The sequence below is a fragment of the Pseudocolwellia agarivorans genome (genome assembly GCF_002000085.1).
Lineage (GTDB): Bacteria > Pseudomonadota > Gammaproteobacteria > Enterobacterales > Alteromonadaceae > Pseudocolwellia > Pseudocolwellia agarivorans.
This window is the reverse complement of the sequence record NZ_MUZU01000001.1, coordinates 653,918-680,183: the sequence shown is the minus strand read 5'-3', so window position 1 is coordinate 680,183 and position 26,266 is coordinate 653,918. Positions and strand designations below refer to the sequence as shown.

Genomic DNA, 26,266 nt, shown 5'->3' with positions numbered 1-26,266 from the left:
TTATGCTATCGCATGTTTAATAACATTTAATAAAGAGTTATCAGTTAATGGTGCAATAATTGGGTTAATTAAAGGAATATATTCAGCATGCTTATCTGCCTGCTTTTGTACTCTAATTAATAAATTCCCTTTATTGGGCAAATACTGTCCATTCAGTAAATGACTAATCTTTTCTTTAGCATCAGAGCTAGGGTATGTTTTTAAATAATGACTGAGAATATCTCCTAATTTAGCCCATAGTTGTTTTGTTAAAACAGGATCTCCTCCTGATATATAAAAAACGCATTGGCAAAGATTATTCACGAAAAGGCAGTAAGACACTCTATTCCAGCCTTTTTCAGCCGAATAATATACGGCATTATGAGCTGTACTTGATAGCTGACTGACATCCTGTTTTATTTTATGATCTTTAACTAATTTAGTTCCTTCCATATCTCGCATAAATATTTGAGTGGGAAAATGCTCTTTAAAACCAATGAGTACATTTTGTAAATGTGGTTCAAAAACTAATCCACGTTCAAAGTAAGAAAATAATACCGTATGTGTTAACTGCTTTGTGTAAGCACCAAACCATAACAATGCTGCTTGATGAAAGCTCTTATCAGTGTTTCTGGCATATTGGGCAACTAAACTACGAGCACGATTAGGTCCAAAAGGGTTCTCAGAAAATAAAGCTCCTGCTACTTTAGGTTGATATAAATCTAATTGAGACTTGGTAAAGCTTTCACGAAAAATCATAGCAAATGCTTCTTGTATGATTTTATTATCGTCAGCATTTTTTAATTTTAAATCAACAGTAATGTATGCGGGTTCTTGTAATAGCTTAGAGTTTGGGAAGTTCTGTTTTAGTGCTGTTTCTTTAGTTAAAATATTACTTAGCGTAAGGGCGGTATCTAGTTCATAAATTGCATTTTTACGTAGACAGTTAGTAAGTCTTATATGTAAGGAAGCTTTATAAAAATAGCGACTACTCGGGCTATATAAAGTTCGTACTGAAGAGGTTGCATAAAAAAACTTTCCTAAACAACCTAAGTCTTTTATTACTTCTTTTTTAATGAGTTCTGACACCTGAGGTAGTCGCTTTATGTATTGCGCTTGCCATGGATGACAAGGAATTATTTGCTCATTATTACTTAGTTTTAATGTTAATCCTTTTGGCAAATCATCATTAATAATCGTTTTAGCGCAAATATCAGATAAGCCTTTTTGCTGAATAAACTCAAGTGGAATGGCAAAGTAATGAAGCTGAAAGCCAGTACCAAACTCAGGTGAATACTGTCTTAATTGAGTGTCTGAAAAACCTAATCTTGCTTTAGGGGCAGGATGAAAAGCATGGCCTAATGCCATTTGTTGTTCGCTGCTTAAATAATCTTGGCTTACCGATGTCATACGTTGGCATGTTGGTGCGGAACTTAATAGTGTGAATAAAAATTCTCGACTGTTAGTTATTTGGTCTACTAGCTCCTGATTAAAGGGTTGTTTAAAATCAATACATAATTCTTTGATCAGTATTGAAATAATTTTATTACTTGTCGTTTTTTTAGGTAATTCCCCAAGGTAGCAATCTGATAAGTAACGTAAATTAATTTGTGGTTGATTATTATCGACTAATAATAAAATTTTTTTCTGCTGTACAGGTAAGTTAATAGTGAGCGTATATCCTGCACATTGATTCCATTGCTGATGCAATGATAATGGCCAGTTATTTTTCTGTGGGTTTTGGGTGAAAGTTAGTAGATTTTTTGGTTTGGCATATTCTCGTAAATAACAATTTAAAAAGCTTTGTAGAGTAAATTGATCTGCTCTTTCTGAAGCTGATGCTAAATGTGCAATAGGCATAAAATGATCCTTATAAATGATTTACTAAAGTGATGACTAGTAATAAAGCGTCCAATAAATTTATTGCTCAATCCTTAAATGATAATGATTATCATTTGTTTTTGGTTTTATTTCAAGGGTAATTTAAAATAAAAAAATATTGAAATTGATATTGGTAATCATTATCATTCGCGTTTGTTTTTATCGTTGAATTTTTAAGGATATATTTCAATGGAGTTTTTAAATTACTCTTTATTAGCTATTGCTATAAGTACCAGTTTTTCAGCAGCTGCCAATAGCATGGAAGCATTATCGGATGATAATGTTGAGCGAATGATTGTTACGGGCAGTCGTATGCAAGAAAATATTGATGAAGTACCAGCTTCTATTTCAATTATTGATAGTAAAACTATTAGCCAAGATTTATTAACTACAGCTGAATTACAGACTATGCTTGCTCTTCATGTTCCTGGTATGGGAGCTGATACAGGGACTAATAGTAATTCGGGGCAGTCATTACGAGGACGTAATGTTTTAATAATGATTGATGGAGTACCTCAGTCAACGCCTTTACGTAATGGTAAGCTAGGTATTCGCTCATTAGATCCAAGTGTTATCGAACGTATTGAAGTAGTTAAAGGTGCAACATCTATCTACGGTAATGGAGCTGCTGGTGGAGTTATTAATTATATAACTAAACAAGCAACTAGTGATAAAGCTTTATCTGGCAGGGTAGCAGTTAATAGCAATTTTTCAGCGGTGAAGCTTGAAGATAGCGTTGGCCGTCGGTTAGATGTAGCAATAGACGGCACTGTTGGGAAACTTGATTATGTTGTTAGTCTTGTTAGTGATGAAAATGGTGTAATACGTGATGCTGAAGGCGATGCTTTAGGCTTACAATATGGTTTATCAAATTTTAGATCTGACAACTTATTTACCAAATTTAATTATTATATTGATAGCTCCCGTTCGGTCCAGTTTACCTATAATTATTTTGAAGGCCAGCAGCACTCTGATTATATTGCGGTTGATAGTAATCTTAATACAGGCATTAAAAGCCAAGCAATTAAAAATGTAAACAACCTTGACGTGGATGGTGATCCTCAAGGTCCGCGTGGTAATCATAATGTAAAACTACAGTACCGTGATATGGAGCTAACAAATAACACCGATTTTACTGCGGATGCTTATTGGCAGCGTATTGAAAATGTATTTTTTTATTCGACCAAATTTAAAGATGAAAATTTAGGTTTAGTTGGCGGTCAGTCGATGATCACTTCGGAGAAAAAAGGTTTACGCCTTAACTTTAATAGTGTTTTTGATTTTAATAATGTTGAAGCAAAACTTATTTATGGTGCTGATATCTTAAATGATCTCACAGCGCAGCCGTTAGTTGATGGCAGAATGTGGACCCCTGAAATGGATATGAGTAACATTGCAGGATACGTACAAGCAAAGCTAATATTTTCTGATAACTGGGTTCTTAAAGCTGGAGTACGTCAAGAGTCTATAGAAATTGATGTTGATGATTTTAGTACTTTAATGATTTGTAAAGAAGGTAAGCAATGTACAGTACCTGTAGCAGTTACAGGAGGAATGCTTGATTATGACGCAACAACTTATAATATTGGCTTACGTTATAGCAATAATGAATATTTCAGCCCGTTCATTAGTTATTCTGAAGGATTCGATATTGCCAATATAGGCAGTTTATTACGTAATGCTAAATTTAATGAGCTAAGCGGATTGGATACTGAAGCCTCTATCGTTAAAAACTCTGAAATAGGTTTTAGTAGTATTTTTGATAATGTTCGTTTAGAAATGGCTGCATTTTATTCTACAAATAACTACGGCGGTAATTTAGTGGCAGACGAAGCTACTGAAACTTATGTTTTAGAGCGAGCGTCACAAAAAGTTTGGGGATATGAGATAGCCGTTGATGTTGATTTTACTGAACAGCTTGATGCTGGCATAAGCTATAGTTGGTCTGAAGGTAAAAACAAAGAAACGGATAGTTACCTTGATGCGGGTTCTATTAATCCACCCAAAATTACGCTTTACGCTAATTATCAGGCGAGTGAAAATTTACGTTTAGCGATTAATTATATTAGTGTACAAAGTCGAGATCGTTTCGAACCTAAAGATGGAAAATATAGTGGAAAGACAGCCCCTGTATCTTCATATAATGTGGTAAATACATCAGTCAGTTATGTAGCGAGTAAGGCCGTGAAATTATCTGTTGGTATAGAAAACTTATTTAATAGTGATTATTACCCACACGCGAGTCAGTCTCATGCTTTAGACGGGTGGAATGTGAAAGGTAAAGGGCGTACAGCTAATATTGGTTTGTCTTACAGTTTTTAATAAGTTAGCTATTAAAAAAATGGACTCTGTAAATAGAGTCCATTTTATTTTGAATAAACAAGCACCGTAATATTATTGTTTAGGCCAACAAGCTATTGCTTCTTCCAATGTAAACTTACCTTCAAGTAATGAACGACCTAAAATTACGCCGCTAACACCTGTTGGGATTAAGGCTTTAATATCGTCTAATGAACCAATGCCGCCGGATGCTTGCCAATCAAGTTCAGGGTATTGTGCACATAATTCAGTGTACATAGTAACGTTTGAACCCGATAGCGTACCGTCTTTACTTATGTCAGTACAAAGTACGTGTTTTAAGCCTGCGTCTTGATAGTGCTCTAATAACTCTTCTAAGTTAACGCCACTGTCTTTTATCCAGCCATGAGTAGGTAAGGTTTTATTAGCGTTTTCATCAATTTTAACATCAAGTGCTAAAACGATTTTTTCGCCGCCAAATTCCTGTATCCATTGTGCAACAAGTTCAGGTTGTTTAATGGCTAACGAGCCGATAACTACGCGGTCAGCGCCTACCGCTAAAAGTTGTTCAACATCTTCTTTACAACGAACACCGCCACCCACTTGAATGGTCATAGTGTCGTGATTGACTAATGTTTTAAGTAGCGTTAGCTGGCGTTTAGTTGAATCTTTAGCGCCGTCTAAGTCAACAAAGTGCATTACGGTTGCACCTGCTTGTGCGTATAAATCTTGACGTTCTTTTGCTGTATAGTCGTAATTTGTTTTTTGTTCGTAATCGCCTTGATAAAGTCGAACTACTTGACCATTTATAAGGTCTATTGCTGGGATCATCATGGCTTACATCTCCAAAAAGTTTTTAATAATTTTACTACCGGCATTACCTGAACGTTCAGGGTGAAATTGACAACCAATAAAGTTGTCTTTAGCAATCGCGGCTGAAAACTCAGTGCCGTATTGGCAAGTAGCCGCAGTAAATTCACCTACAGGTACAGCAAAACTATGTACAAAGTAAAAGTATTCGCCCGTGTTAATACCTTGAAAAACAGGGTGCTCGATTACCGAAGTTAAGGTATTCCAACCCATATGAGGCAAGCGTAAGCCATTAGCTGCAAGTGGTTTTACTTGTGTGGGTATTAGGTTTAAGCAATCAATTATTTCTAACTCGCCAGAAAAATCTCCTTCATGAGAGCTTTCTGTCATTAATTGCATACCTAAACAAAAACCTAAAACAGGTTGAGTTAAGCTTTGAATCGTAGGGGCTAGATTTTTTTTATGGATGTTAGCCATTGCATGTTTAGCATTACCAACACCGGGTAAAATTACTTTATCAGCAGATTTTATAATTTCAACATCATCTGTAATGAGCGCTTTTAAACCTATGCGCTCAACAGCAAATTGTACTGAAGATAAGTTGGCACAACTGGTATCAACAATAACGTTTAGTTTTGAATTACTGCTCGACATTACAATGACCCTTTTGAGCTAGGTAAAACATCGCCTTTTACTTCAATTGCTTGACGTAATGCGCGGCCAAATACTTTAAATAAACTTTCTACTTGATGATGACAGTTACCGTCGCTTGTTGATAAATGTAACGTAACAGCCATAGCTTGTGATAACGAATGGAAGAAGTGATGTACCATTTGTGTAGACATACCACCTACCATTTCGGTGCTAAAGTTTGCGTTAAACTCTAACCAAGGGCGACCTGAAATATCTAAGCTACATTCTGCACGGCATTCGTCCATAGGTAATACAAAACCAAAACGGCCAATACCGCGTTTATCACCTAGCGCTTCTTTTAAAGCTTGGCCTAAAGCAAGGCCAGTATCTTCAACGCTATGATGATCATCAATATGGTAATCACCATCTACTTTAACAATCATTGAAAATCCCGCATGGGTAGATATTTGATCTAACATGTGGTCAAAAAAGCCAAGGCCAGTATTAATGTCTGAAGCGCCTACTTTATCTAAGTTTATTTCAATATTAATGTCGGTTTCTTTAGTGGTACGAGTTACTTTAGAAGTACGTGCTTTAACAAGTAACTGCTCAGCAATGTCGTTCCAATTTAGGGTTTCAGGATTATATTGAATACCTGTAATCCCCATATTTTCAGCTAATTGAATGTCAGTAATTCTGTCACCAATAACAAAAGAGTTAGCAAAGTTAACTTTACCTTGTTGTAAGTACTCGCTTACCAATCCTAGCTTAGGTTTACGGCAAGAGCAGTTGTCTGAATCAAAGTGAGGACATAATAAAACGTCATCAAAAATAACACCTTGAGAAGCGAAAATATCCATCATCTTGTTATGAGGTAAATCAAAGTCGCTTTGTGGGTAGCTGTCGGTACCTAAGCCATCTTGGTTTGATACCATTACTAAGCGATAACCTTTGCTTTGTAATTTTAGTAAAACAGGAATTACATTAGGTTCAAAAACAAGCTTTTCTAAGGTATCTACTTGTTTGTCGCTGATCGGTTCTTCAATTAAGGTGCCATCGCGATCAATAAATAATATGTTTTGCTGTGCCATTTTATTTCTCTGTAGTTTGCTTGTTTAAGATTTTAAGTTAGAAAATGCTGTTTCAATAACTTGTTTTAATGAAGCTAATTCTGACTTACTGCCAATACTAATACGTAAACAATCGGCTAGTTGCGGTTGTTTAGATTGATCTCTAATTAATATGTTTTCTGCTAAAAGTGCTTCAAAAACAAAAGCTTTATGAGGTGTTTTAAATAACACAAAGTTTGCATCCGTTGGAAAAACTTGAGTACACCATTGTTGTGCTTTTAACCAAGTAGACAGTTCTTTAGCAAGCGTGTTGGTAGATTTAACACGTTCGGTCATTACCGTTAAGTTATCACCTTTTAACGCTTTACTTGCTATTTCTGCAACAGGTGCTGAAATAGGGTAAGGCGCAATGACTTTACTTAACATCGCAATAACATCACTATTTGCTAAAGTAAATCCGCAGCGTAAACCAGCTAATGCAAAAGCTTTAGATAAGGTTCTTAAAACAATTAAATTATCGTACTGAGGTAACCAGCTAGCAACCGATTTATCTGCACTAAATTCGATATAAGCTTCATCAACAACTACCATAGCGGTGTCTTTAAATAGCTCAAGTACTTCTTTAATTTGTGCGTGAGGTAATAAATTACCTGTAGGATTGCCCGGCGAACATAAAAACACAACTTTTGCATTACCCACTTGTTGCTTTAGCGCGTTAATATCTAATTCGTTGATACCTGTTTCACTTTGCAAAGGTACTTTAACAATGCCAGCACCGTGATTTTCAGCACTAATGGCATACATACCATATGTTGGTGGGCAAATAAGAATGTTGTCTTCATACGCTTTACAAAACGTACGAATAATTAATTCAATACCTTCATCTGCACCACGTGTTGCAAGTATATTGCTTTTAGGCTGTTGGCTATATTCACTGTAGGCGTTTATTAATGAGTCAGGTTGAAAGTCAGGGTAACGATTTATACAGTCAGCGCTGATCTCATAATTTCCTAATCCTGCAGCTTCGTTAGCGTTTAACCAAATTTTATTGTTAAACTCACCATTGCCAGCATGTAAGCGACGAGCTGACTCATAGGGGAGCATGTCTACCAGTTCAGCTCTAGCGAGCTTGTTTACTATTGAGGGTACGGTTGAATTAGAATTACTCATATTACTTTGCATCCTCTAAACGAATAGTGACAGCACGTTGGTGAGCATCTAATCCTTCAGCATCAGTAAGTTCGATAATACATTCAGCTAAACTTGCTAAACCAGAGCGTGTAATTTCTTGTACAGTAAAACGTCGTGAAAAATCGGCTAAAGATAAGCTGCTTACCACTTTTGAATAACCATAAGTAGGTAATACGTGGTTTGTACCACTTGCATAATCACCAGCAGATTCTGGTGTAAAAGCACCTACAAAAATAGAACCTGCATTACGTAACTTACTTACTAAGCTACTCGCGTTATCGGTTTGTATAATTAAATGTTCTGGACCATATTCGTTCGATACTTCAATGGCTTGTTCAATAGACGTTGTTAAAATTAAACGACAGTGTTCAAGAGCGGCGGTAGCTATATTGCAACGGCTTAATAAAGCCACTTGCTTTTGTAATTCAACATCTACAGCGGTTAATAAACTTTCGCTGTTTGACACTAAAATAACTTGGCTGTCTGGACCGTGCTCTGCTTGAGATAATAGATCTGATGCGATGAAAGCAGGGTTACTGTTTTCGTCACCAATCACTAATACTTCAGAAGGGCCAGCAGGCATATCAATGGCAAAACCAGCGACTTGTTGAGACAGCTGCTTTTTAGCTTCAGTTACAAATTTATTGCCTGGGCCAAACACTTTATTCACCGACTTAATGGTTTCAGTACCAAAAGCTAACGCGGCACAAGCTTGTGCGCCACCCACTGTGTATATTTCGGTAATGCCACATAAATTTGCAGCAGCTAAAATTTCGTTAGCTAATTTGCCATCTTTGTCTGGTGGGCATACTAATACTGATCTTTTACAACCGGCAATTTGTGATGGTACACCTAGCATTAATACCGTTGAAGGTAATGGCGCACTGCCTGCTGGTATATATAAACCAACACTTTCAATGGCTTCAGACTTTAAAACACAGTTAACGCCGGGTGTTGTTTCAACGGCAATATCTTGATGCTTTTGTGCTTCGTGAAAACGTTTAATTTGACCATAAGCCGTTTCAATCGCTTTTAAGCGTTTTGGTGAAAGTGCTTTTACAGCGGCTTCTACTTGCTCTTGAGAAACGGTTAAGGTTTTTAATGCAATACCATCGAACTTTTCAGTTAAATCGTATAATGCTTTATCACCTTGTGTTTTTACCAAGTCAAGAATGCTCGCTACTTGCGCTGATAGCGTGGCACTATCAGCAATAGCAGGGCGTGCTAACGTGTCTTGTTTAGCTTTTTCGTCGAGTAACGACCAATTAACTATAGGGTATTTCATTGTTTAGCCCATCATCTTTTCAATTGGCATTACAAGAATTGAGTGACAACCTAAATCTTTTAATTTTTCCATAGTTTCCCAGAAAAATGTTTCTGTAGCAACAACGTGTACGGCAACCATGTCTTCACGGCCCGCTAAAGGTAAAATTGTTGGTGTTTCAGTTCCCGGCATTAAAGTGCTTACTTCAGCAATTTTGTCTTTAGGTGCGTGTAGCATAATGTATTTGCTTTCTTTGGCTTTCATTACGCCGTGTATACGTGGCAATAAGGTATCTAAAATAGCTTGCTTTTCTGGGTTTAAGGTATCTGCACGTTGTATTAATGAGGCTTTTGAACGAAATACTTCAGCAACTTCTTTTAATCCGTTGGCTTCTAAAGTAGCGCCTGTTGACACTAAATCACAAATACCGTCAGCTAAACCTACACGAGGAGCCACTTCTACCGAACCTTTTAATAAACAAAACTCAACGTTTATGTTATTTTCTTTGGCAAAACGAGTTAATAATTGTGGGTAGGTTGTTGCAAATCGTAAACCGTCTAAACATTTAAGGCCGGTATATTCAAACTCTTCAGGCATAGCGATAGAAAAACGACAGCCACCAAAATCTAATGGTGTTGTACGAATGTATTCATTTTTGCTACCAATTAAAGCGCGTGCTAATTCTTCTTCTTCAAGCGTGTTGTCGCCAACAATACCTAAATCACATACGCCATCCATAATTAACCCAGGAATATCGCTGCTTCTTACACGCATAATATCAATAGGCATATTAGCAACATGAGCGAGTAATCTTCTATCTGTAACGTTGATTTTTAAACCACAACGTTTAAATAGAGCTTGTGTATCGTCGCTAAGACGACCTGATTTTTGCATTGCTATGCGTAAACGTGTTTCAGTTGTCATGCTTAATGTCCTATTAATTTTAAAATTTTAAATTTGATCATTCTTGTTTCGTTAAGCTGATAGAGCTAAACGTAAAAACCCCCGAGAGAGATGACTCTTTCGGGGGTTTTAGAAAATTCTATATTTCGATTACCACTGAAAGGTCACAGCCCCTCAGCGAATAAACCTGAGCAGCTAATCCGTATGGTGATGATGATGTAAGTTCAGGTTTAAATTCATTATTTTCTCGTTTTGGAAAACGTGTCGTTTTCTGTTTAATATTCATTACGTAGAAATTTCAGTACAGAAATATTTTTAATCTGTTTAATGGAGCGTACAATACTGTTTATTTGCTTTTAGGGCAAGTATTTCTTAACTATTTAATATGAAATATTGATCTAAGATAGTAAAGGTTTTCTCTTACAAGCCGATAATAGAGCTATTAGTATTTAATGTTAAATTGCGGAGGGCAGCATGATGGATATTTTTACCACTCAGTTGAGGCGTGTTGTTCAAACGCCAATAAAACCCGCAAACTCTAAAGTTAAGGGACCAGCTAAAGAACCAGCAACAGCTGAATTAACAGAAGATTTTGATCACCTAGAACAGCATGCTGAATATGTAGAGAGTGATTTAGAAAAAGAGCAAGCTAAGCAAAAGCAAGCAGATAAGCTTAAAAAAAATGATGCTGAAGAAGAAATGCCTGATAGCGTTGATTCTAAGCAGGATGAAGATAAACCTCCACATTTAGATATATATGTGTGATTAAGTATGTCTCCGCGGTGATTTTTACTTCAACGCTATTTTTTCTCCTTCATTTCCTTATAATAGAACGCAATTAACTTAATCTAAAAGAATCCTGCTGTAGATGACTCCTGTTGAGCATGCTTTTTCTGAAAATGGCGCATTAGCTAGCGCTATTTCAGGCTTTTCACCACGCCAAGCCCAAACTGATATGGCCATTGAAGTGGCTAATTCAATTAAAAATAAGTCATCGTTAATTGTGGAGGCTGGAACAGGTACAGGTAAAACCTTTGCTTATTTAATTCCTGCACTCATTGCTAATAAAGAAGCAGCAGTGAAAGAAGAACCTCAAAAAAAAATCATTGTTTCTACAGGGACTAAAAACCTGCAAGAACAGTTATTTCATAAAGATTTACCTCTTATTAAAAAGTCTCTTGCGACTCAGGCACAAGTTGCTTTGTTGAAAGGTCGCGCTAACTATTTATGTATTTATCGACTTGATCAATATAAAGAATCGCGAGGGCAGTTAGATGCCGAAAGTTTAGCTGATTTTGTAAAAGTAAGAGAATGGGCAAATGTTACTCATACGGGGGATACGGGCGAACTGGTTAATGTTATTGAAAACTCTCCGGTATTTCCTTTTGTTACCAGCACTGTCGATAATTGTTTAGCAAAAGATTGTCCTAATATTGAAGACTGTTATTTGGTAAAAGCACGACAGAAAGCGATTGATGCTGATTTGGTTGTGGTGAATCATCATTTGTTTTTTGCTGACATGGCATTAAAAGATAGCGGCTTTGGTGAGCTAATTCCTAAAGCTGATATTATGATTTTTGATGAAGCCCATCAAATAGCCGATATTGCGAGTGAGTATTTTGGTGAGGCATTTTCAACTCGCCAATTATTAGACTTATGTACCGATGTTATTCAGGTTTATAAAACCAGCTTAACGGATGTTAAACAATTAGGAAAAGCGGCTGAAAAGCTATTAAAAACAAGCCAAGAATTTAGACTGTTATTTAATTATGATCCTGAACGCGGTAACTGGCGAGAAAAACATCACCAACAACGTTTTGGTCAAGCGTTCGCTTCGTTAAAAGTAGATTTGGATTTTTTGTATCAGGTGATCAAATTGTGTGTATCGCGTAATGAAGCGATTGATCATTGTTTTGAACGCGCCGTTAATTTATTGGCACAGTACGATATTATGGTGGATGTTGATGCTTTAGGCATGAGCTTTTGGTATGAAACAACACCTCGACATGTTGTGCTTCATAAAACGCCATTATCTGTTGCTGATAAATTTAGTGAGTATGTTAAAGAATCAGGTGCTGGTTGGATATTTACATCAGCAACGCTGGCTGTGGACGGAAAGTTTGAACATTTTGCTCAGCATTTAGGCTTAACTAGCGCTAATCATTTATTACTTGAAAGCCCTTTTGATTATGAGCAACAATCACAACTTGTTGTACCGCGTTATCTACCTGAAGCTAATGATAAAAGCCGTGCAAATGCGTTAGCTAATATTGCTTTACCGCTAATTGAAGCAAGCCAAGGAGCCTGCTTTATGTTGTTTACTAGTTATCGCGTAATGCATCAAGTTGCTGAACTGCTTTCAGAGCAAATAGAAAACCCGTTGTTAGTACAAGGGCAAATGGGAAAAAGAAAATTACTTGAAGAATTTATTGAACAAAAACACGCAGTTTTATTAGCAACGGCAAGTTTTTGGGAAGGTATCGATGTAAGAGGAAGCAGCTTAACTTGTGTTATTATTGATAAGTTACCTTTTGCTTCGCCAGATGATCCCTTATTACAAGCAAGAAGTGAAGATGTAAAACGCCGTGGTGGCGAACCTTTTTCGCAAATACAACTACCTCAAGCAGTTATTGCTTTAAAGCAAGGAGTAGGGCGTTTAATACGAGATGTAAGCGACCAAGGTGTTTTGGTTATTTGCGACAATAGACTCGTTAATAAACCGTACGGGGAAGTGTTTTTAAATAGTTTACCTGCGATGAAGCGCACACGAAATATTGAACAAGCAGCTACATTTTTAAAAAGCTTGAACAATAATACAGAAGAACAAAAGTTAGAAACAGAGACAAAACTTACATGAGTAAAGCAAATTATTTGGTTATTGATGCATCAACAGAAGCGTGTTCAGTAGCTCTACAGTATCAAGGTAATATCACCAGTTTATATGAGTTATGTCCGCAATCTCATAGCTTACGTTTATTGCCTATGATAGATGAATTACTAAAAAACGCAGCGTGTTCTTTAGATGAATTAGACGGCATTATTTACGGCCAAGGCCCAGGTAGTTTTACTGGAGTACGTATAGGTATTGGTGTAACACAAGGCTTAGCTTTTTCAGCTGAATTACCTGTCGTCGGTGTATCTACTTTGCAGGCTATGGCGCAACAAGCCTTAACTACTTATGGTGAAACTCGTGTTATTTCAGCGATTGACGCGCGTATGAGTGAAGTTTATACAGGCTATTACGAAGCTGACGATAATAATATTATGCAACCTAAAACTGCAGAACGTGTATTACCACCAGCTACGGTTAAACAACATTATATTGATACGGTAAGTCTTGATATGAATAACTTACCTTATGGTGTAGGTACAGGTTGGGAAGCTTACAAGGCCGATCTTGAGCAATTAAAACATAATGAAGGCGAACCCGAACTTTTATTTCCTCATGCACAAGCTATGTTAATTATTGGCGCAGTGGCTTTTAGTCAAAATAAAGGGGGTGAAGCTGAAAACGCTCAACCTGTTTATGTGCGAGATACCGTTTCATGGAAGAAATTACCGGGTAAATAGTCTATAATTTATACTTTACAGTAATCTCAATCGTAATTTTATTGCTGTGGCACTTATAAATTCAGCTAAAATAAATTTAGTTTTAACCTTTATCATTATTTGTTAAATTACACTTATGAACATAAATGACTCAACATATTCAAACCAAGCTTTACGTGCCGTACAAGGTACACAAGGTGTTGGTAAAGCTAACGAACAGGTTAATGTTAAGCCTGTTGTAGCACCTGTTGATGAAAATAATCAAAGTAGTAAAAGCAAAAATTTAGAGAAAGATAAATCACGGTTTGATGTTAGTGAAGAAGCTATTGCACTACTTGAACAACAAGCTGAGCTAAACTCAGCTCAATCAGGTACAGGCCTTGTAGCTCGAGGAGAAAACTCCTCAACCAATAATTCAGCAAGTGATCAGCAACAAGCTAAAAGTTCTCAGTACGATAAACCTTCTCAGCAAAACCTTTCAGCAGTTGCGGCCTATCAATCGGTTGATAACATTGCTCAGAGAGAAAACATAAAACAATTCTTTGGCGTTAATCTATTTGCCTAATATTCAAAAAAGTTCGGTTGGTTTTTTAAATAAGCACCAGTTTTGGTTGTTTATTGTTGCCGCTATTATATTTATTCAAATTCCTATTATTTCAGTACCATTTAAATGGTTAGAAAGCTATTTTCATGAAATTAGTCATGGCCTTGCTGCTTTAATTACTGGCGGTAGTGTTGTTCAAATAGAGCTGTTTCCTAATGGCGCGGGTTTATGTACAACTCGTGGTGGCTTTACCTTGTTAATTAGTTTTATGGGGTATGCTGGCGCAATTATATGGGGATATTTAATTTATTCAATTGCATCTATTAATCAAAAAATAGCTAAGGTTGTTACAGGGGGAATTATTTTACTTATTGTTTGTTCTCTCATTTTTTGGGTACGAGATTTATTAACCTTATTTATTTTGTTGGTGGTGCTGGGTATTTTTTTCTTACAATTTAAATTACCAAAATTAGGCTATTTGCAAAAATTATTAAAATTTACCGGTATTATGGTGTTATTAAATAGTTTGTTAAGCCCATTGTATTTGCTGGATGGACGCTCTATTGGTGACGGTGCTCGTTTAGCAGAAATAACATTTATTCCTGAACTTATTTGGGTAATAATCTGGTCTATTATGGCTATATTGGGTTTATTTACATTAAGTAAGCGATCTAAATTTCCCGTAAGATAGACATCACAATCTATTGTCAGTAGATTGTAATTAAATTGCAGTTAAGTAAAGCATAGGAGAGTTATCATGGCAAAATACTGGCTTGTATCGTTCGTTTTATTATGTACAGCATGTGCGTCTGTACCTAAAAAATTAGAGTTACCTGAAAATACCCAAACGGTAGAGTTTTCAAGTGCAAAGTCACCTACGGCTGCTATCATTGGTCAAAAAGCTCGTTGGGGTGGTGTTATCGCAGCGATAAAAAATAATGCTGATAATACGATGTTAGAAGTTGTTAATTTTCCGTTGAACTATAAATTACGACCTAATAAAAGCGATGAAACACAAGGGCGTTTTAGAGTGTATTTTAAAGGTTTACTTGATCCTGTTATTTATAAAGTGGGTAGAAGTATTACTGCTTTAGGTAATGTAGCTGAACTTGAAAGTGGCGAAATAGGCGAGCATAAATATGATTTTCCTGTATTAAAAGACGCAAGCGTTCATCTATGGAAAAACATACAACGTGTTGATATTAATTTACGTCAGTCACCTTATTATTATCACAACGATCCGTATTATTGGTCAGGATCTCATATTAATTACAGCAGACCTGTTGTTATTCGTTCGTCAAGCTCAAATAATAAGCAGTCGAATAAATCGATTATGCCACCAGTTAAAAAACGATAACTATACGTAAGTTAAATGAAAATCCCAATGAAGAATATTGAAGAGGTTGTTTTTAAAACAGCCTCTTCTCAAATTAGTGCCCTTAGTTTTAATAAAAACGCAAATAATATAATACTCTGCTTACATGGCTGGTTAGATAATGCAGCTAGCTTTATGCCTTTATTTGAACATTTAGACGGGCATTCTGACTTTAATGTTATCGCCATTGATTTACCTGGACATGGCGCATCATCGCACAAAAGTGCAGACGCTCATTACCATTTTATTGATTGGGTTTATGATATTTTGGTGTTATTTGAATCTAACAAGTGGAGTAACATTCACATTGTAGGCCATTCAATGGGAGGAATGATCGCCTCAGCTTTTTCTGCGGCATTCCCTGAAAAAGTGAAGTCTTTAACCTTAATTGATTCAATTGGTTTTATGTATGGTGACGAGAAAGAAAGTACATCAATATTGCGTAAAGGCATGTTAAGTCGAATTAAAGCGAGTTCTCGTTCGACTCAAAGTAAAAAATCATCTTCATTATCATTAGATGTAGCGACAAGAGCAAGGGTACTCATTTCAGATCTGGAGTACAGACATGCTGAACTTATTGTTGCTCGCAATTTATTAAATACAGGGGAGAATTGGAAGTGGCGCTCAGATCGCCGATTAAATACTATTTCTCCCTATCGACTGAGTTTAGCGCAGTGTCAGCAGTTGATTTCTGATATAAAAGCACCTGTACAAGTTATTTACGGTAGTAAAGGTTTAGACTTTGTGAGAAAAGGAATTGAATTCTTTGGACCTTTAATGTCTAGTCAAAAAATAGTTGAATTGGAAGGCGGGCATCATGTGCATATGGAAAAACCTAAAGAAACAGCTAAGCTTATTAATGAGTTTATAACATCAATCTAATTTTTTGTGTGACAGAGGTTTAAGTAAGGTTACGTTGAAAATTAGAGTAAATAACCACTTATTCTCTAATTTATTGGGTATTTTGAAATAAGATGATGAAATTACTGGAATGACCAGTTGTTATTTGATAAAACTTATTTTTATAAAACCTACATAAAAATATTACTATAATAGGGTGAACATCGTGAGCAAAATTTGGCTTGAAAAAAGTTATCCACCTAAACTTCCATTTGAAATAGATCCTGATAAATATTCATCATTGGTACAAATGTTTAATAAGTACTGCGGTATTTATACTGATCGCACAGCATTTATTAATATGGGATCTGAAATATCTTATAGTGAGTTAGCTTCACAAGCAGAAGCGTTTGCTGCTTATTTACAACAAGATCTGGGCTTAGTAAAAGGCGATAAATTTGCCATAATGGTTCCTAACACCCTGCAATATCCTATCGCGCTATTTGGCGCCTTAATGGCAGGTTTAACGGTTGTTAATGTTAACCCTTTATATACCGCTCGCGAATTAGAGCATCAATTAAAAGATTCTGACACAAAAGCTATACTTATTATTGAAAACTTTGCTAGTACCTTAGCTAAAGTACTCGATAAAACCGATGTTAAACACGTTATTTTAACTTCGCTAGGTGACCGTTTAGGCTTAGTTAAAGGCGCTGTGGTTAATTTTGCGGTTAAATACGTAAAAAAAATGGTACCTGCTTTTAAACTTTCTAATACCATTCGTTTTAATACCGTATTAACTGAAGGTGCGAAAAGAACATTTAAACCTGTAGATATTACAGGACAAGACTTAGCTTTTTTACAGTACACAGGAGGAACAACAGGTGTGTCAAAGGGGGCAATGCTTACACACCGCAATATGGTAGCAAATTTAGAACAAGCCAAAGCGGCTATCAAACCATTGCTTAATGAGGGTGGTGAAATTATTGTTACCGCACTTCCTCTTTATCACATATTCGCTTTAACAGCTAATTGCTTAACGTTTGTAACGCTTGGTGGTACTAACTTATTGATTACTAACCCTAGAGATATGGCGGGTTTTGTAAAAGAATTAGCCAAATATCCTTTTAGTGCTATTACGGGGGTAAATACTTTATTTAATGGTCTTATTAATACCCCAGGATTTAAAGACTTAGACTTTAGCCATTTAAAGATGGCGCTTGGTGGGGGCATGGCGGTACAACGACCTGTAGCTGAAAAGTGGCAACAAATTACATCTGTTTTATTGTTAGAAGGGTATGGTTTAACTGAATGTGCTCCTTTGGTTACTTTAAGTCCTTATACGCAAACGGAATATAATGGCACAATTGGTTTACCTGCTTCATCTACAGATATAAAAATTATGGGTGATAAGGGTGAAGAAGTTGCTATAGGCGAGCCAGGGGAGATGCGGGTTAAAGGACCACAAGTTATGGCAGGTTATTATAAACGTGACGATGCGACTAACGAAATATTAAAAGATGGCTGGTTAGCAACGGGAGACGTTGCATGCATGGACGAAAATGGCTACTTCAAAATTGTTGATCGTAAAAAAGATATGATTATTGTTTCGGGGTTTAATGTTTTCCCTAATGAAATTGAAGAAGTTGTGATGATGCACGAAGGTGTTCTTGAAGTTGCAGCGATTGGAGTCACTGACGATAGTTGTGGTGAGATTGTTAAAATATTTGTGGCATTGAAAGATAAAAATGTAACAGAAAAAGAGCTTATTGCCCATTGCCGTGAAAACCTAACAAATTATAAAGTCCCTAAATTAGTTGAGTTTCGCGATGAATTACCAAAATCTAACGTAGGTAAAATTTTAAGAAGAGAGTTACGTTAATTTATTGATTCAGAAAAAAACAGTTGTAGTTAACATATTTTAAGCCCACGTAGAGTGGGTTTTTTATTGCCAAATATATTTGTGGATTGTTGATAAGTATGCTTTTTTAACGCTTTTAATCGTATTAATCTTTTTGCTTAATGAGTATTAAGATAAAAGGTTGGCAAGGGAAGCTCAATTATAAAAAAGGTTCTACACCTTAACTTTAGGAGTAGAACCTTTAACATTAGATTATTAGTTTGCAGTACCTGTTATTGAAATTTCTTGTACTCCAACCTGTTGACCATTAGGAGCTTGGAATTGAAGTCTTAAACGGTTTGAAGCAATACCATTACCTATAGGATAAGTTTTAAGGGTTGCATTGTTACTTGTTTCCCAATTATCAGGTAAGTTTACCCAATTACCAGCTTGGAAACGTTGAACTCTCCAGCGTGAAACTTGATGAGGATTAGCGTTATCTTCTTTCATCGTTACGGTAAAATTGGTGAATGAACTACCAAAATTAAAGTCGATAAAAACTAAGCCGCCCCCGTTATTGGTTCCTCTTGATGATGTGGTAGCAATATTATTTAAATTTCCATCGTGGACCCTGTTTTCATTCGACCAATTCGAGCTAAAAGTAATATTAGTAGCTGAAGCTGAGATTAAATTTACGGGGCCTGTTCCTGAACTTGGAGGAGGTGTTGATGTACCAACACTTGACGGTAAAATAATGTTATCAATTAAAGTGCCGTTTGGTCCTGCATTGAAAGCTGATATTCCGCTACCCAACCAATTGTTAGGGATGTTACCGTATACTCTTGCTTCTGGTTGCATAGGCTGGCGACGATCATCGTTAGGAGCTAGTACACCAGCTCTTCTTGTTAAGGCACCAAAAGTTAAGCCACTATTTGTTGGAGCATCAGCAACGTGACAGCCTAAACAGAAGGCATTGTTACGTGAGTTAGGCCTAGGCTGATCTCTCAATAATGGCCCTTCTGGAAAGAGTAAGTCGTCACGAATTCCAGTTAATCCATTAGGAATATTATTGAGATGGGCCGCTAAATCATCACTGTAATCGTGATAACAAACATATTCACTGTAAGTTGTTTTATTATCAGCACTTAGAATGTTAGTTATTTCGGTATGGGCTCCAGGGTCAACATTATTAGCCCAAGCTGTATCCCAATGGTTTGGAGCTGCACCTGCATTAGATATACCTGCTAAAGTGCCACCTGCAGCGTTACACGCTAACTCAGGCGTAATATTGCCAGCAAATACTTTAAATTCATCTATCCAACCTCTCAGGTCGCCAGATCTAGGGCTTTCACCTACGGTTAGTGTGCCATTTTCTTCAAGTTGGAACAGTTGAGTGTTTTCTGTGAATTGATTAACTCTATAGCCATTTAAATAAATGGTGACTGTTGTTCTATTATTTGAAGCATTGTAGTTAATGTTAAAACCGTAATGTACCCAGTTATGAACATTAAGAGGTTCATTACTTGTGTATGTTTCTACTAAGTTACCACCGGTATTAAAGAAGCGGATACTGTTGTTATTCCCTAAACGAATTTCACTGCCATCAGGAAAATGAATAAGCGATCTATCAGCATTAGTAGGGCCTCTTGCATCAACGTACATTCCATAAAACCAGTTGAAATCTTCAAAATTTAAGGTTTGATTGGGGATGTTATATTCAATACCGGCACTGTTACCATCAAGCCATAACCCTTTTCCGTTTATACCGCCATTAGCTATTGGTTCTACGCGAGTGTCGCCAATTAGGTTACCTTGTGCTGGTATATTCCAAGTTCCGTTTGCGAGTACAACATTATCATTGGCTTGAATGTTAAACCTTCCACCTACAGCTGAATTTCCTACGGTACCTTCAACAATATCACGCTGACCATTTGGTGTTCTTATGCGAATGGTTTGAGCCATATTTGAATTAATAAAGCTGTTAGGATTTAAGTAGTCATCAAAAGTAACTTCAGCAGTTCCTCTACCTGAGCTCATATGCCAAACAACATCTGCTGGTGTAACTGGGCGTAAATTAGGTTGATAGTTAAATCTATGTTCGTTTGAATCTAAGAAACGGTTGTTACCCCCATTACCTGCGGGTAAGCGTTGCTCTATATTGTCAGGGCCATTACCTATACGTTTAAATGTTGGGCCTGTATCGTATAGTCTAACTTCACGATGAGCACCGTCATTGCCATGCAAGGTAAAATCAATGTTATTGATTATGTCGTCAAGTAATACCATTTTCCCACGTGTCCATAAGCCGATAATAACGCGACCCGTTAAGGTGCCGCCATTTTGAGCGCCAGGTGCATTAGCATTTGCTTGAACGTCAGGATCACATGTAATAGTGCCATTACCTCCGGGACAATCAGGATTGTTTCTTGGGTTTAAATCCATTCCTGTAGGACCATAAGCTGCTGATAATACACCGTTACCTGAATATAAATTTTCACCTATAGTTGTTATTGAAACAACGTCGGCACCGCGATCAATCCAAGGGTAGGTTCCAAGCGGTATGTTTTTAGGAATGATGTTGTTTTGACCATCACGAAACGGCTGCATAGCAAAACCATAACGGGTATTAATAGTTTCATCGTAAGGTGCAAAACTTAAAGGTCGAAGGAAGTTTGTATTAGAAATAACATTTCCTGAACTATCTCTACGAGGACCTTCCCACTGAGCAACATCACAGGCTTCAAAATTATCAGGGTTATTATTAACCATATAAAAAGCATCAGAATTCATTGCTGGTTCACCTTCGTATGAAGGTATAGTTGTTGGGTTATTTGCTCTACCGACTAAAAGACGCCCATCACCAGGGAACATAGGCTCAAAAGAAGCACTCATAGTATGAGGACGAACTGTTTTAGCGCGTTCGGTAATGGTTACTTCTGCAATGCTTGCATTAGGTGTTTTAGGGTTTTCTACACGTACGTTTACTCGTGTGCCATGTAGTACTCGTTGGTTGCTTCCGGTTTGAAGAATTTCGAAGCGCATTACCCATAAGTCGTAACAATCATCGGCATTACCAGCACCACAAGCTTGTGGGTTTTTAATTGATGAGTCTTCATCAAAGCTAGGATCGCATAAGCCCATATGTGAATTAGGTACGCCTCCTATAGAGCCACTTAAATCATTAAGATTAGGTACTCTATTTAATGCATTACTTAAGCGAGCAGCCACAGGCGTACTTGCGTTTGGTCGATCTAAAATAAAAGTACCATTCGCTGAATCTTTAAATAGTACGTTATTAAATTTTTCAGGCTTTTGGAGTCTAAAGCCAACATAATCAGGCCCACTCGTGTTCTCTTCAGGTTTATGAGAGAGCGCAATACGTCCATCATAACTAGTTTGAAGTGTAGGTAATGTAGGGCGAGTATATCTTGGTTTCGCACTTTGGTTAGCTTGAGTCGACATATGTACGTCACGATCAATAGTTGGAGCATCAGGTCTAACGGCTAATGCGCTATTGCTTGTTATTATAGTGAAGGCCCCGAGTCCTATTAATATGCTTGATAGATTGTGTTTAAACATTTATATACCTCTGTTTGAATGATATCCGTATGTGTTTTATCTATTCCGTATGAATAAATAATTGTTTAAATGCGCATTTTTATAGTTATTTTTATGATTTTTATTATTATTGTATTTTCAAAGTTCAGTTGAAAAGTAAAGCAATATTTATCGCTTATCAATGTATCCAATACCCGACACTGATCTCTAGAATTAGTCTTATTGTTGTTAATTAGTTTTTATTGGTTTTTTTGTAAGGTGTTCATATTGTTTTTAATAAAGCATATATGAGGTTTTTACTTTTTAAATAATGTTTTTATTTATTTATCTTTTTGTTTTTTAATGTTTTTATTTTTGTTTTTGTCTGTTTGGTAGGGAGGGGGTTCTTAATGAGGAATTGATATCTCTTTAAGGTGTTTTTTTTATTTTTTTATTCTAAAACAATCTAAAAATAATCTTTTTTTTTACATGATAATATAATTTTTATCATTTAATTGGTTTTAATTAGTTTAATTGGTTTTTTTATAGTGAATATTTTAAGTGTTAATTAAACATTTGGTATAACAATTTTTTATATATATTTGTTTGTTAGGCTTTCATAATTTTTTCTATAACTTACGGGGTCGAAACAGGGCACATTTTTTAAAATACGAGTGAGTAAAATAAGAAAGAATGTCTTGGTAAAATTATTTGGTTTATTAAAGTGGTAAGCTAAACTAGGAGAAATAAGAGAAAGTTTTTTGATATTAAATATCAGGCTTTAGGTCTTTAAATTTCAGAACATATGCTAAGAAATAGCGATAGTCATAGTCTTCAGTTGTTTGCGGTCTATTACTATAGGTAAAACGATATTTTTAGCTTGGGTGACTCAGGCGTTTTTATACACGAGAGTCATACATTAAAGTTTTATAAATGGTAATTAATTTACATTAACACGTCTTATTATTGACCATTTACTTTCACTTCCTTGGTTGATTCGTTTTAATTGAAAAAATATTTGTTGTGTTTTAGGAGCTATATTTGCGGTGATCATTCCTCTGCTCGTTGTAGTTTCATTTAGGTTTAACATATCTTTTTGGTAGCCATATCTTACCTGGTAACTATCATCCCCAGCAGCCCCTGAAAAACCAACAATAAGCTTATTATCACGACTCATCGCTTCCCATATAATAGGAGGTAATGATTTACCATTAGGGCTAACCGTTACTGAGTTGGAAGGCTTACTTTCTCCTAAAGCGTTTATTGCTATTAATTCAACTTGATAAAGCTGATTTGAATCTAAATTAGTAACGTCAATATGGTTGTTAATCGTTTTAGGTGTAATGCTTACTTCGCCCGTTTTAGTTCTGTATTTCACATAATATTCTTTACCACTAAATTCTTTATCGAATATAACTCTGAAGGTTTTATCGCCAGTGATAACTGCTTTGATTTTAGGTGTCGAAGGTAAATTAAATACATGTGTATGAGTAGAGCGTGTGTAACCATTTGTTGATAGTACTTGCACAAGTAGTTCATGAGCCTTACCTTTGTTACTGTTCCACTGAATACTGCCTTCCCATAATTTTGATTGAGGCGTTAAGGTGGGTAATAATATTGTATTTTTATCAATAACATTGCCTTGAATATCCTTAATCTGCCATTCTAAATGATAGCCATCCATGGTGTAACTTGGATAGTCTTGGATATCACGTACAAGTATGTTGACCTTAGCGTAACCTGTATTTTTATTAATGTTTGCTAGTGTTAATGATTTAACAGGGCTAAGTTCTTGTTGAAAAGTAGTATATGCTCGGCGTTTTTTACGCCAATTAGTAATTAAACCCCATGCGCGATTTTCTTCTTCTAGTGTTTGTGAGTAACCACTACGATAATCGTTAAAAGACCATTGGGAGGTGCCTATAACATGTGTATTTCTGCCTCGTATCATTTCATGCCATTGTGCAAAGTTTGTATAGTCGTTATCTAAACTTGCGTTGCTAAAACGTCCTAAGCCATATTCTGAAATAAAGAGAGGTTTATTAGGCCAGCGCTCTGTAATGGTGGTTATAACTTGCTCTGGATCTTTTTGATAAATGTTTTGCATCATTAAGTCGCTAAAACCAAGAGGATCATTTTCAGGTGAATCATTTTTTAGGTAACCAGTATTACTAACAGAGGTTACCAAACGATAAGGATCAAGTTCTGATTTTACATAGTTAATCATCTTTTTAGCATAGGTGTAATGATCTGTTAATTCATTACCTACGCTCCATCCAATAATGCTAGGATGATTAATATCACGCTCTATCATTTCGCGGATCCATTGCTTATTCATGGTATATTCAGGCGCTACAAATTCTGGGTTAGTGAGTTCTCGTATATTGGCTTCTTCGAAGATTAAAATGCCTTTTTCGTCACAAAGCTCTATCAATTTTTTATTTTGGGTACCGTGCATAATACGCATAAAATTAGCACCTGCATTTTTCATTAAATCGATGTCTTGCTCTAATAACTCTAGTGGTTCTGAAGACCCCCAGTATCTATGGTCACTAATACGGTTATAGCCACCAATTCTTACTGGTTCACCATTTAATAACATTTGGCTGTCAGTTAGACTTATTTTACGAATACCAAACCTTTCTTTGCTGCTATGTAATATTTTACCATTTTCAGATATTGTGCTTTGTAAGTTGTATAGGTGCGGTCGATCAAAGTGCCATAGTTTTACTTGTTGTTTATTGAGTTGGCTCGTAAGTTCAAATTCTTGAATTGAATTAGCGGGTACACTGAAGTTATGTTCCAAATGAGTAAGTATTTCTTCTTTGTTTACATGTGCATTAAATGTCAACTTACGATCAATTTTAGCGCTATTTTCTACTCGTACTCTTACTGTTAGTTTGGCTGTTCCTGATTCAAGATCGGGCTCCGCATGAATATATTGATATTTAATACGTACATCTTCATTTTTAATCAATGTAACGTCTCTAATGATGCCTCCCCAATTCCATGTTGCTCCTACTATGGCACTGTTATCTGCTTCAACAGCTAATATATTGTTTTCTTTAAAGTTAACTTTATTCGTTACATCAAATTCAAAAGGAGTAAATCCACCTTGATGTCGTCCTAAATATTGGCCATTTAAATAAACATTCGCTATATGGTAAACGCCATCGAAGGTTAATCGCAGTTTTTCATTTGGCTTGGCTTGCCAGTCACTTGGGGTTTTAAATGCTTTTCGATACCACCCCTTACCTGTATAGGTGCTGTATTGATTAATCATTCCCCAATGACCTGGCACTTTTAGGTTATGCCAGTTATGGTCTTGTGTTGTGACGAGATGAGCTGATTTTTTATTTTTTTCTGCTTGTAAAAAAGCAAACTGGCTTATGGGTCTTAACATCACAGCGTCAACGGCTACACTTCTTTTATCTATTCCGGTAACTTCTATGTAAGGATCTTGTGCTGAGTCTAGTTTGAATATGCCTAGGCTTATCCAGTGACCTGGTCTATTACGTTGACTGATATAACGTGTTGTTGTGCCTTCGAGGTGTTTGATATTTATTTTACTATGTAAACTTACTTTAAAAGGGTAATAAATGAAATGTTCATAATAACCCGTAGTCAGCTTGGGATAATGAAATTGTACATTTTTACTAAGATCTACATCTTTAAAGTAACGAGTTAAATAATTACTTCCCCAAAAGCGAGACTCCCTTTCTGCAGTGGTACTCAATTCCCAATTACCATTAATAACGAGTAGTTCGGTATTACTATTATCAATAATAATGTCATTGTGAGTAGGAGAAATATCTCGATAATTTGAGCCATCACCTAAAAAGGTATTGAATTTCCAATTACCATTGAGTGATAGTTTTTGATCTGTTTTAGAGGGCTTATTGTTACTGGGTTTGTCGTTTAACGCGTTGCTGCAGCTTACTGCAAATAACATGACGAAAGATAGAGTCCAATAAATATGTTTATGCATAATAAATACTTTTGGTTGTGTTACGTTAATTGTTAATGAACCTGCTTAATGTTTTCTGTTTATTTTTTCGTTGTTCTTTACGCTCTTTAGTGTTTTTACAATATTCACTGATAAAGCTAGGTTCATATAAGCTTCTTGGCTAGATAAAACTATCAATCCTTTTAAATGGTTGTCGTAAGGTTTCTGGGTACTATATTTTTCATTATGGATTTCTACAGGTTATGTCAGTAGGTGTACGAATCTAGCTTGTAATATGCTTTGTAATTCTATTATAGATATATCATTTTTTGTTTTATAAGTAAAAAAGTATTTTTGTATATGAGTGTTTTACTTGTGAATAATGGCTGGTTCATTTTATTTTGATTGTTAGGAGCGATTTTTCAGGAAGGATGGATCTAGGTGTTATGTGTTAGAAAAATTATTTTGGATTATATTTAACTATTGTGTATCTATAATAGTTTTTATTGTTAAGTGTAGTGAGAGATAATTCATGAATGGTTGTACTCATGATATAAGGTTAGTTAATGTTAGTGGAAACTTAATCAGCTCAATAATGGCTATTAT

Annotated in this window: 18 protein-coding genes and 1 other annotated feature; of the genes, 9 read left to right on the top strand and 9 right to left on the bottom strand. The window is 36.0% G+C overall.

The genetic code is table 11. The features are described from left to right. Nucleotides 1-1,839 carry an IucA/IucC family protein gene (locus B0X80_RS02920; RefSeq protein WP_077338307.1) on the bottom strand — a complete coding sequence of 613 codons (1,839 nt, stop codon included), beginning with the start codon at nucleotides 1,837-1,839 and terminating at the stop codon, nucleotides 1-3. Between the two features lie 210 nt (nucleotides 1,840-2,049). Here B0X80_RS02920 and B0X80_RS02915 point away from each other — a divergent pair, with 210 nt between their 5' ends. Continuing rightward, nucleotides 2,050-4,182, top strand: coding sequence for a TonB-dependent receptor (locus tag B0X80_RS02915; protein WP_077338306.1), 2,133 nt, complete (start codon nucleotides 2,050-2,052; stop codon nucleotides 4,180-4,182). 72 nt (nucleotides 4,183-4,254) lie between these two features. Here the strand turns inward: B0X80_RS02915 and hisA are convergent, their stop codons facing one another. The 6 genes from hisA to hisG are packed head-to-tail and all read right to left on the bottom strand — an operon-like array spanning nucleotide 4,255 to nucleotide 10,050. Continuing rightward, nucleotides 4,255-4,992 (bottom strand): 1-(5-phosphoribosyl)-5-[(5-phosphoribosylamino)methylideneamino]imidazole-4-carboxamide isomerase, encoded by a 738-nt coding sequence (hisA, locus tag B0X80_RS02910; RefSeq protein ID WP_077338305.1) that lies wholly within the window; start codon nucleotides 4,990-4,992, stop codon nucleotides 4,255-4,257. Nucleotides 4,993-4,995: 3 nt separating this feature from the next. Continuing rightward, complete coding sequence (gene hisH, locus B0X80_RS02905) at nucleotides 4,996-5,622, bottom strand: imidazole glycerol phosphate synthase subunit HisH (RefSeq protein ID WP_077338304.1); 627 nt, start codon at nucleotides 5,620-5,622, stop codon at nucleotides 4,996-4,998. Beyond that, entirely contained in the window at nucleotides 5,622-6,692 is a 1,071-nt protein-coding gene (hisB, locus tag B0X80_RS02900) for a bifunctional histidinol-phosphatase/imidazoleglycerol-phosphate dehydratase HisB (RefSeq protein ID WP_077338303.1), read from the bottom strand. Before hisB ends, hisH begins: the two co-directional genes overlap by 1 nt. A gap of 24 nt (nucleotides 6,693-6,716) precedes the next feature. After that, nucleotides 6,717-7,841, bottom strand: a complete 1,125-nt coding sequence (gene hisC / locus B0X80_RS02895) for a histidinol-phosphate transaminase (protein ID WP_089024825.1) — start codon at nucleotides 7,839-7,841, stop codon at nucleotides 6,717-6,719. Between the two features lies 1 nt (nucleotide 7,842). Beyond that, nucleotides 7,843-9,147: a histidinol dehydrogenase gene (gene hisD / locus B0X80_RS02890; protein WP_077338302.1), complete on the bottom strand. Its 1,305-nt coding sequence runs from the start codon at nucleotides 9,145-9,147 to the stop codon at nucleotides 7,843-7,845. A 3-nt stretch (nucleotides 9,148-9,150) separates the two neighbouring features. Beyond that, entirely contained in the window at nucleotides 9,151-10,050 is a 900-nt protein-coding gene (gene hisG, locus B0X80_RS02885; RefSeq protein WP_077338301.1) for an ATP phosphoribosyltransferase, read from the bottom strand. A 69-nt stretch (nucleotides 10,051-10,119) separates the two neighbouring features. Further along, nucleotides 10,120-10,249: a sequence feature (His leader region), on the bottom strand. A gap of 254 nt (nucleotides 10,250-10,503) precedes the next feature. On the opposite strand from hisG, the gene B0X80_RS02880 reads away from it, so the two are divergent. The 8 genes from B0X80_RS02880 to fadD all read left to right on the top strand — a co-directional run bounded on the left by B0X80_RS02880 (nucleotide 10,504) and on the right by fadD (nucleotide 18,219). Continuing rightward, entirely contained in the window at nucleotides 10,504-10,794 is a 291-nt protein-coding gene (locus B0X80_RS02880) for a hypothetical protein (RefSeq protein WP_139345284.1), read from the top strand. 103 nt (nucleotides 10,795-10,897) lie between these two features. Then, nucleotides 10,898-12,886 carry a DNA repair helicase YoaA gene (yoaA, locus tag B0X80_RS02875; protein WP_077338299.1) on the top strand — a complete coding sequence of 663 codons (1,989 nt, stop codon included), beginning with the start codon at nucleotides 10,898-10,900 and terminating at the stop codon, nucleotides 12,884-12,886. Then, on the top strand, nucleotides 12,883-13,599 hold the full coding sequence (tsaB, locus tag B0X80_RS02870) for a tRNA (adenosine(37)-N6)-threonylcarbamoyltransferase complex dimerization subunit type 1 TsaB (RefSeq protein ID WP_077338298.1): 717 nt from the start codon (nucleotides 12,883-12,885) through the stop codon (nucleotides 13,597-13,599). The genes yoaA and tsaB overlap by 4 nt, the downstream gene beginning before the upstream one ends. Nucleotides 13,600-13,714: 115 nt before the next feature. Continuing rightward, a complete protein-coding gene (locus B0X80_RS02865; protein ID WP_077338297.1) occupies nucleotides 13,715-14,143 on the top strand; it encodes a hypothetical protein in 429 nt (142 codons plus the stop codon). Next, entirely contained in the window at nucleotides 14,136-14,813 is a 678-nt protein-coding gene (locus tag B0X80_RS02860) for a M50 family metallopeptidase (RefSeq protein WP_077338296.1), read from the top strand. Before B0X80_RS02865 ends, B0X80_RS02860 begins: the two co-directional genes overlap by 8 nt. A gap of 66 nt (nucleotides 14,814-14,879) precedes the next feature. After that, nucleotides 14,880-15,479 (top strand): Slp family lipoprotein, encoded by a 600-nt coding sequence (locus B0X80_RS02855; RefSeq protein ID WP_077338295.1) that lies wholly within the window; start codon nucleotides 14,880-14,882, stop codon nucleotides 15,477-15,479. A gap of 15 nt (nucleotides 15,480-15,494) precedes the next feature. After that, a complete protein-coding gene (locus tag B0X80_RS02850) occupies nucleotides 15,495-16,379 on the top strand; it encodes an alpha/beta fold hydrolase (protein WP_077338294.1) in 885 nt (294 codons plus the stop codon). A gap of 184 nt (nucleotides 16,380-16,563) precedes the next feature. Further along, nucleotides 16,564-18,219, top strand: a complete 1,656-nt coding sequence (fadD, locus tag B0X80_RS02845) for a long-chain-fatty-acid--CoA ligase FadD (RefSeq protein WP_077338293.1) — start codon at nucleotides 16,564-16,566, stop codon at nucleotides 18,217-18,219. 234 nt (nucleotides 18,220-18,453) lie between these two features. On the opposite strand, the gene B0X80_RS02840 is transcribed toward fadD, so the two are convergent. Both B0X80_RS02840 and B0X80_RS02835 read right to left on the bottom strand, forming a co-directional pair. Then, on the bottom strand, nucleotides 18,454-21,756 hold the full coding sequence (locus B0X80_RS02840; RefSeq protein ID WP_077338292.1) for a LamG-like jellyroll fold domain-containing protein: 3,303 nt from the start codon (nucleotides 21,754-21,756) through the stop codon (nucleotides 18,454-18,456). 898 nt (nucleotides 21,757-22,654) lie between these two features. Next, nucleotides 22,655-25,702: a glycoside hydrolase family 2 TIM barrel-domain containing protein gene (locus tag B0X80_RS02835; RefSeq protein ID WP_245825370.1), complete on the bottom strand. Its 3,048-nt coding sequence runs from the start codon at nucleotides 25,700-25,702 to the stop codon at nucleotides 22,655-22,657. Nucleotides 25,703-26,266: the final 564 nt, after the last annotated feature.

Bases quoted from the DNA above. Each gene is read 5' to 3' on its own strand.
- B0X80_RS02915 (WP_077338306.1), top strand. From the start codon at position 2,050: ATGGAGTTTTTAAATTACTCTTTATTAGCTATTGCTATAAGTACCAGT.
- hisB (WP_077338303.1), bottom strand. From the start codon at position 6,692: ATGGCACAGCAAAACATATTATTTATTGATCGCGATGGCACCTTAATT.
- B0X80_RS02855 (WP_077338295.1), top strand. From the start codon at position 14,880: ATGGCAAAATACTGGCTTGTATCGTTCGTTTTATTATGTACAGCATGT.
- hisC (WP_089024825.1), bottom strand. From the start codon at position 7,841: ATGAGTAATTCTAATTCAACCGTACCCTCAATAGTAAACAAGCTCGCT.
- B0X80_RS02920 (WP_077338307.1), bottom strand. From the start codon at position 1,839: ATGCCTATTGCACATTTAGCATCAGCTTCAGAAAGAGCAGATCAATTT.
- tsaB (WP_077338298.1), top strand. From the start codon at position 12,883: ATGAGTAAAGCAAATTATTTGGTTATTGATGCATCAACAGAAGCGTGT.
- hisH (WP_077338304.1), bottom strand. From the start codon at position 5,622: ATGTCGAGCAGTAATTCAAAACTAAACGTTATTGTTGATACCAGTTGT.
- hisG (WP_077338301.1), bottom strand. From the start codon at position 10,050: ATGACAACTGAAACACGTTTACGCATAGCAATGCAAAAATCAGGTCGT.
- B0X80_RS02880 (WP_139345284.1), top strand. From the start codon at position 10,504: ATGATGGATATTTTTACCACTCAGTTGAGGCGTGTTGTTCAAACGCCA.
- B0X80_RS02865 (WP_077338297.1), top strand. From the start codon at position 13,715: ATGAACATAAATGACTCAACATATTCAAACCAAGCTTTACGTGCCGTA.
- yoaA (WP_077338299.1), top strand. From the start codon at position 10,898: ATGACTCCTGTTGAGCATGCTTTTTCTGAAAATGGCGCATTAGCTAGC.
- hisD (WP_077338302.1), bottom strand. From the start codon at position 9,147: ATGAAATACCCTATAGTTAATTGGTCGTTACTCGACGAAAAAGCTAAA.
- B0X80_RS02850 (WP_077338294.1), top strand. From the start codon at position 15,495: ATGAAAATCCCAATGAAGAATATTGAAGAGGTTGTTTTTAAAACAGCC.
- hisA (WP_077338305.1), bottom strand. From the start codon at position 4,992: ATGATGATCCCAGCAATAGACCTTATAAATGGTCAAGTAGTTCGACTT.
- B0X80_RS02835 (WP_245825370.1), bottom strand. From the start codon at position 25,702: ATGCATAAACATATTTATTGGACTCTATCTTTCGTCATGTTATTTGCA.
- B0X80_RS02840 (WP_077338292.1), bottom strand. From the start codon at position 21,756: ATGTTTAAACACAATCTATCAAGCATATTAATAGGACTCGGGGCCTTC.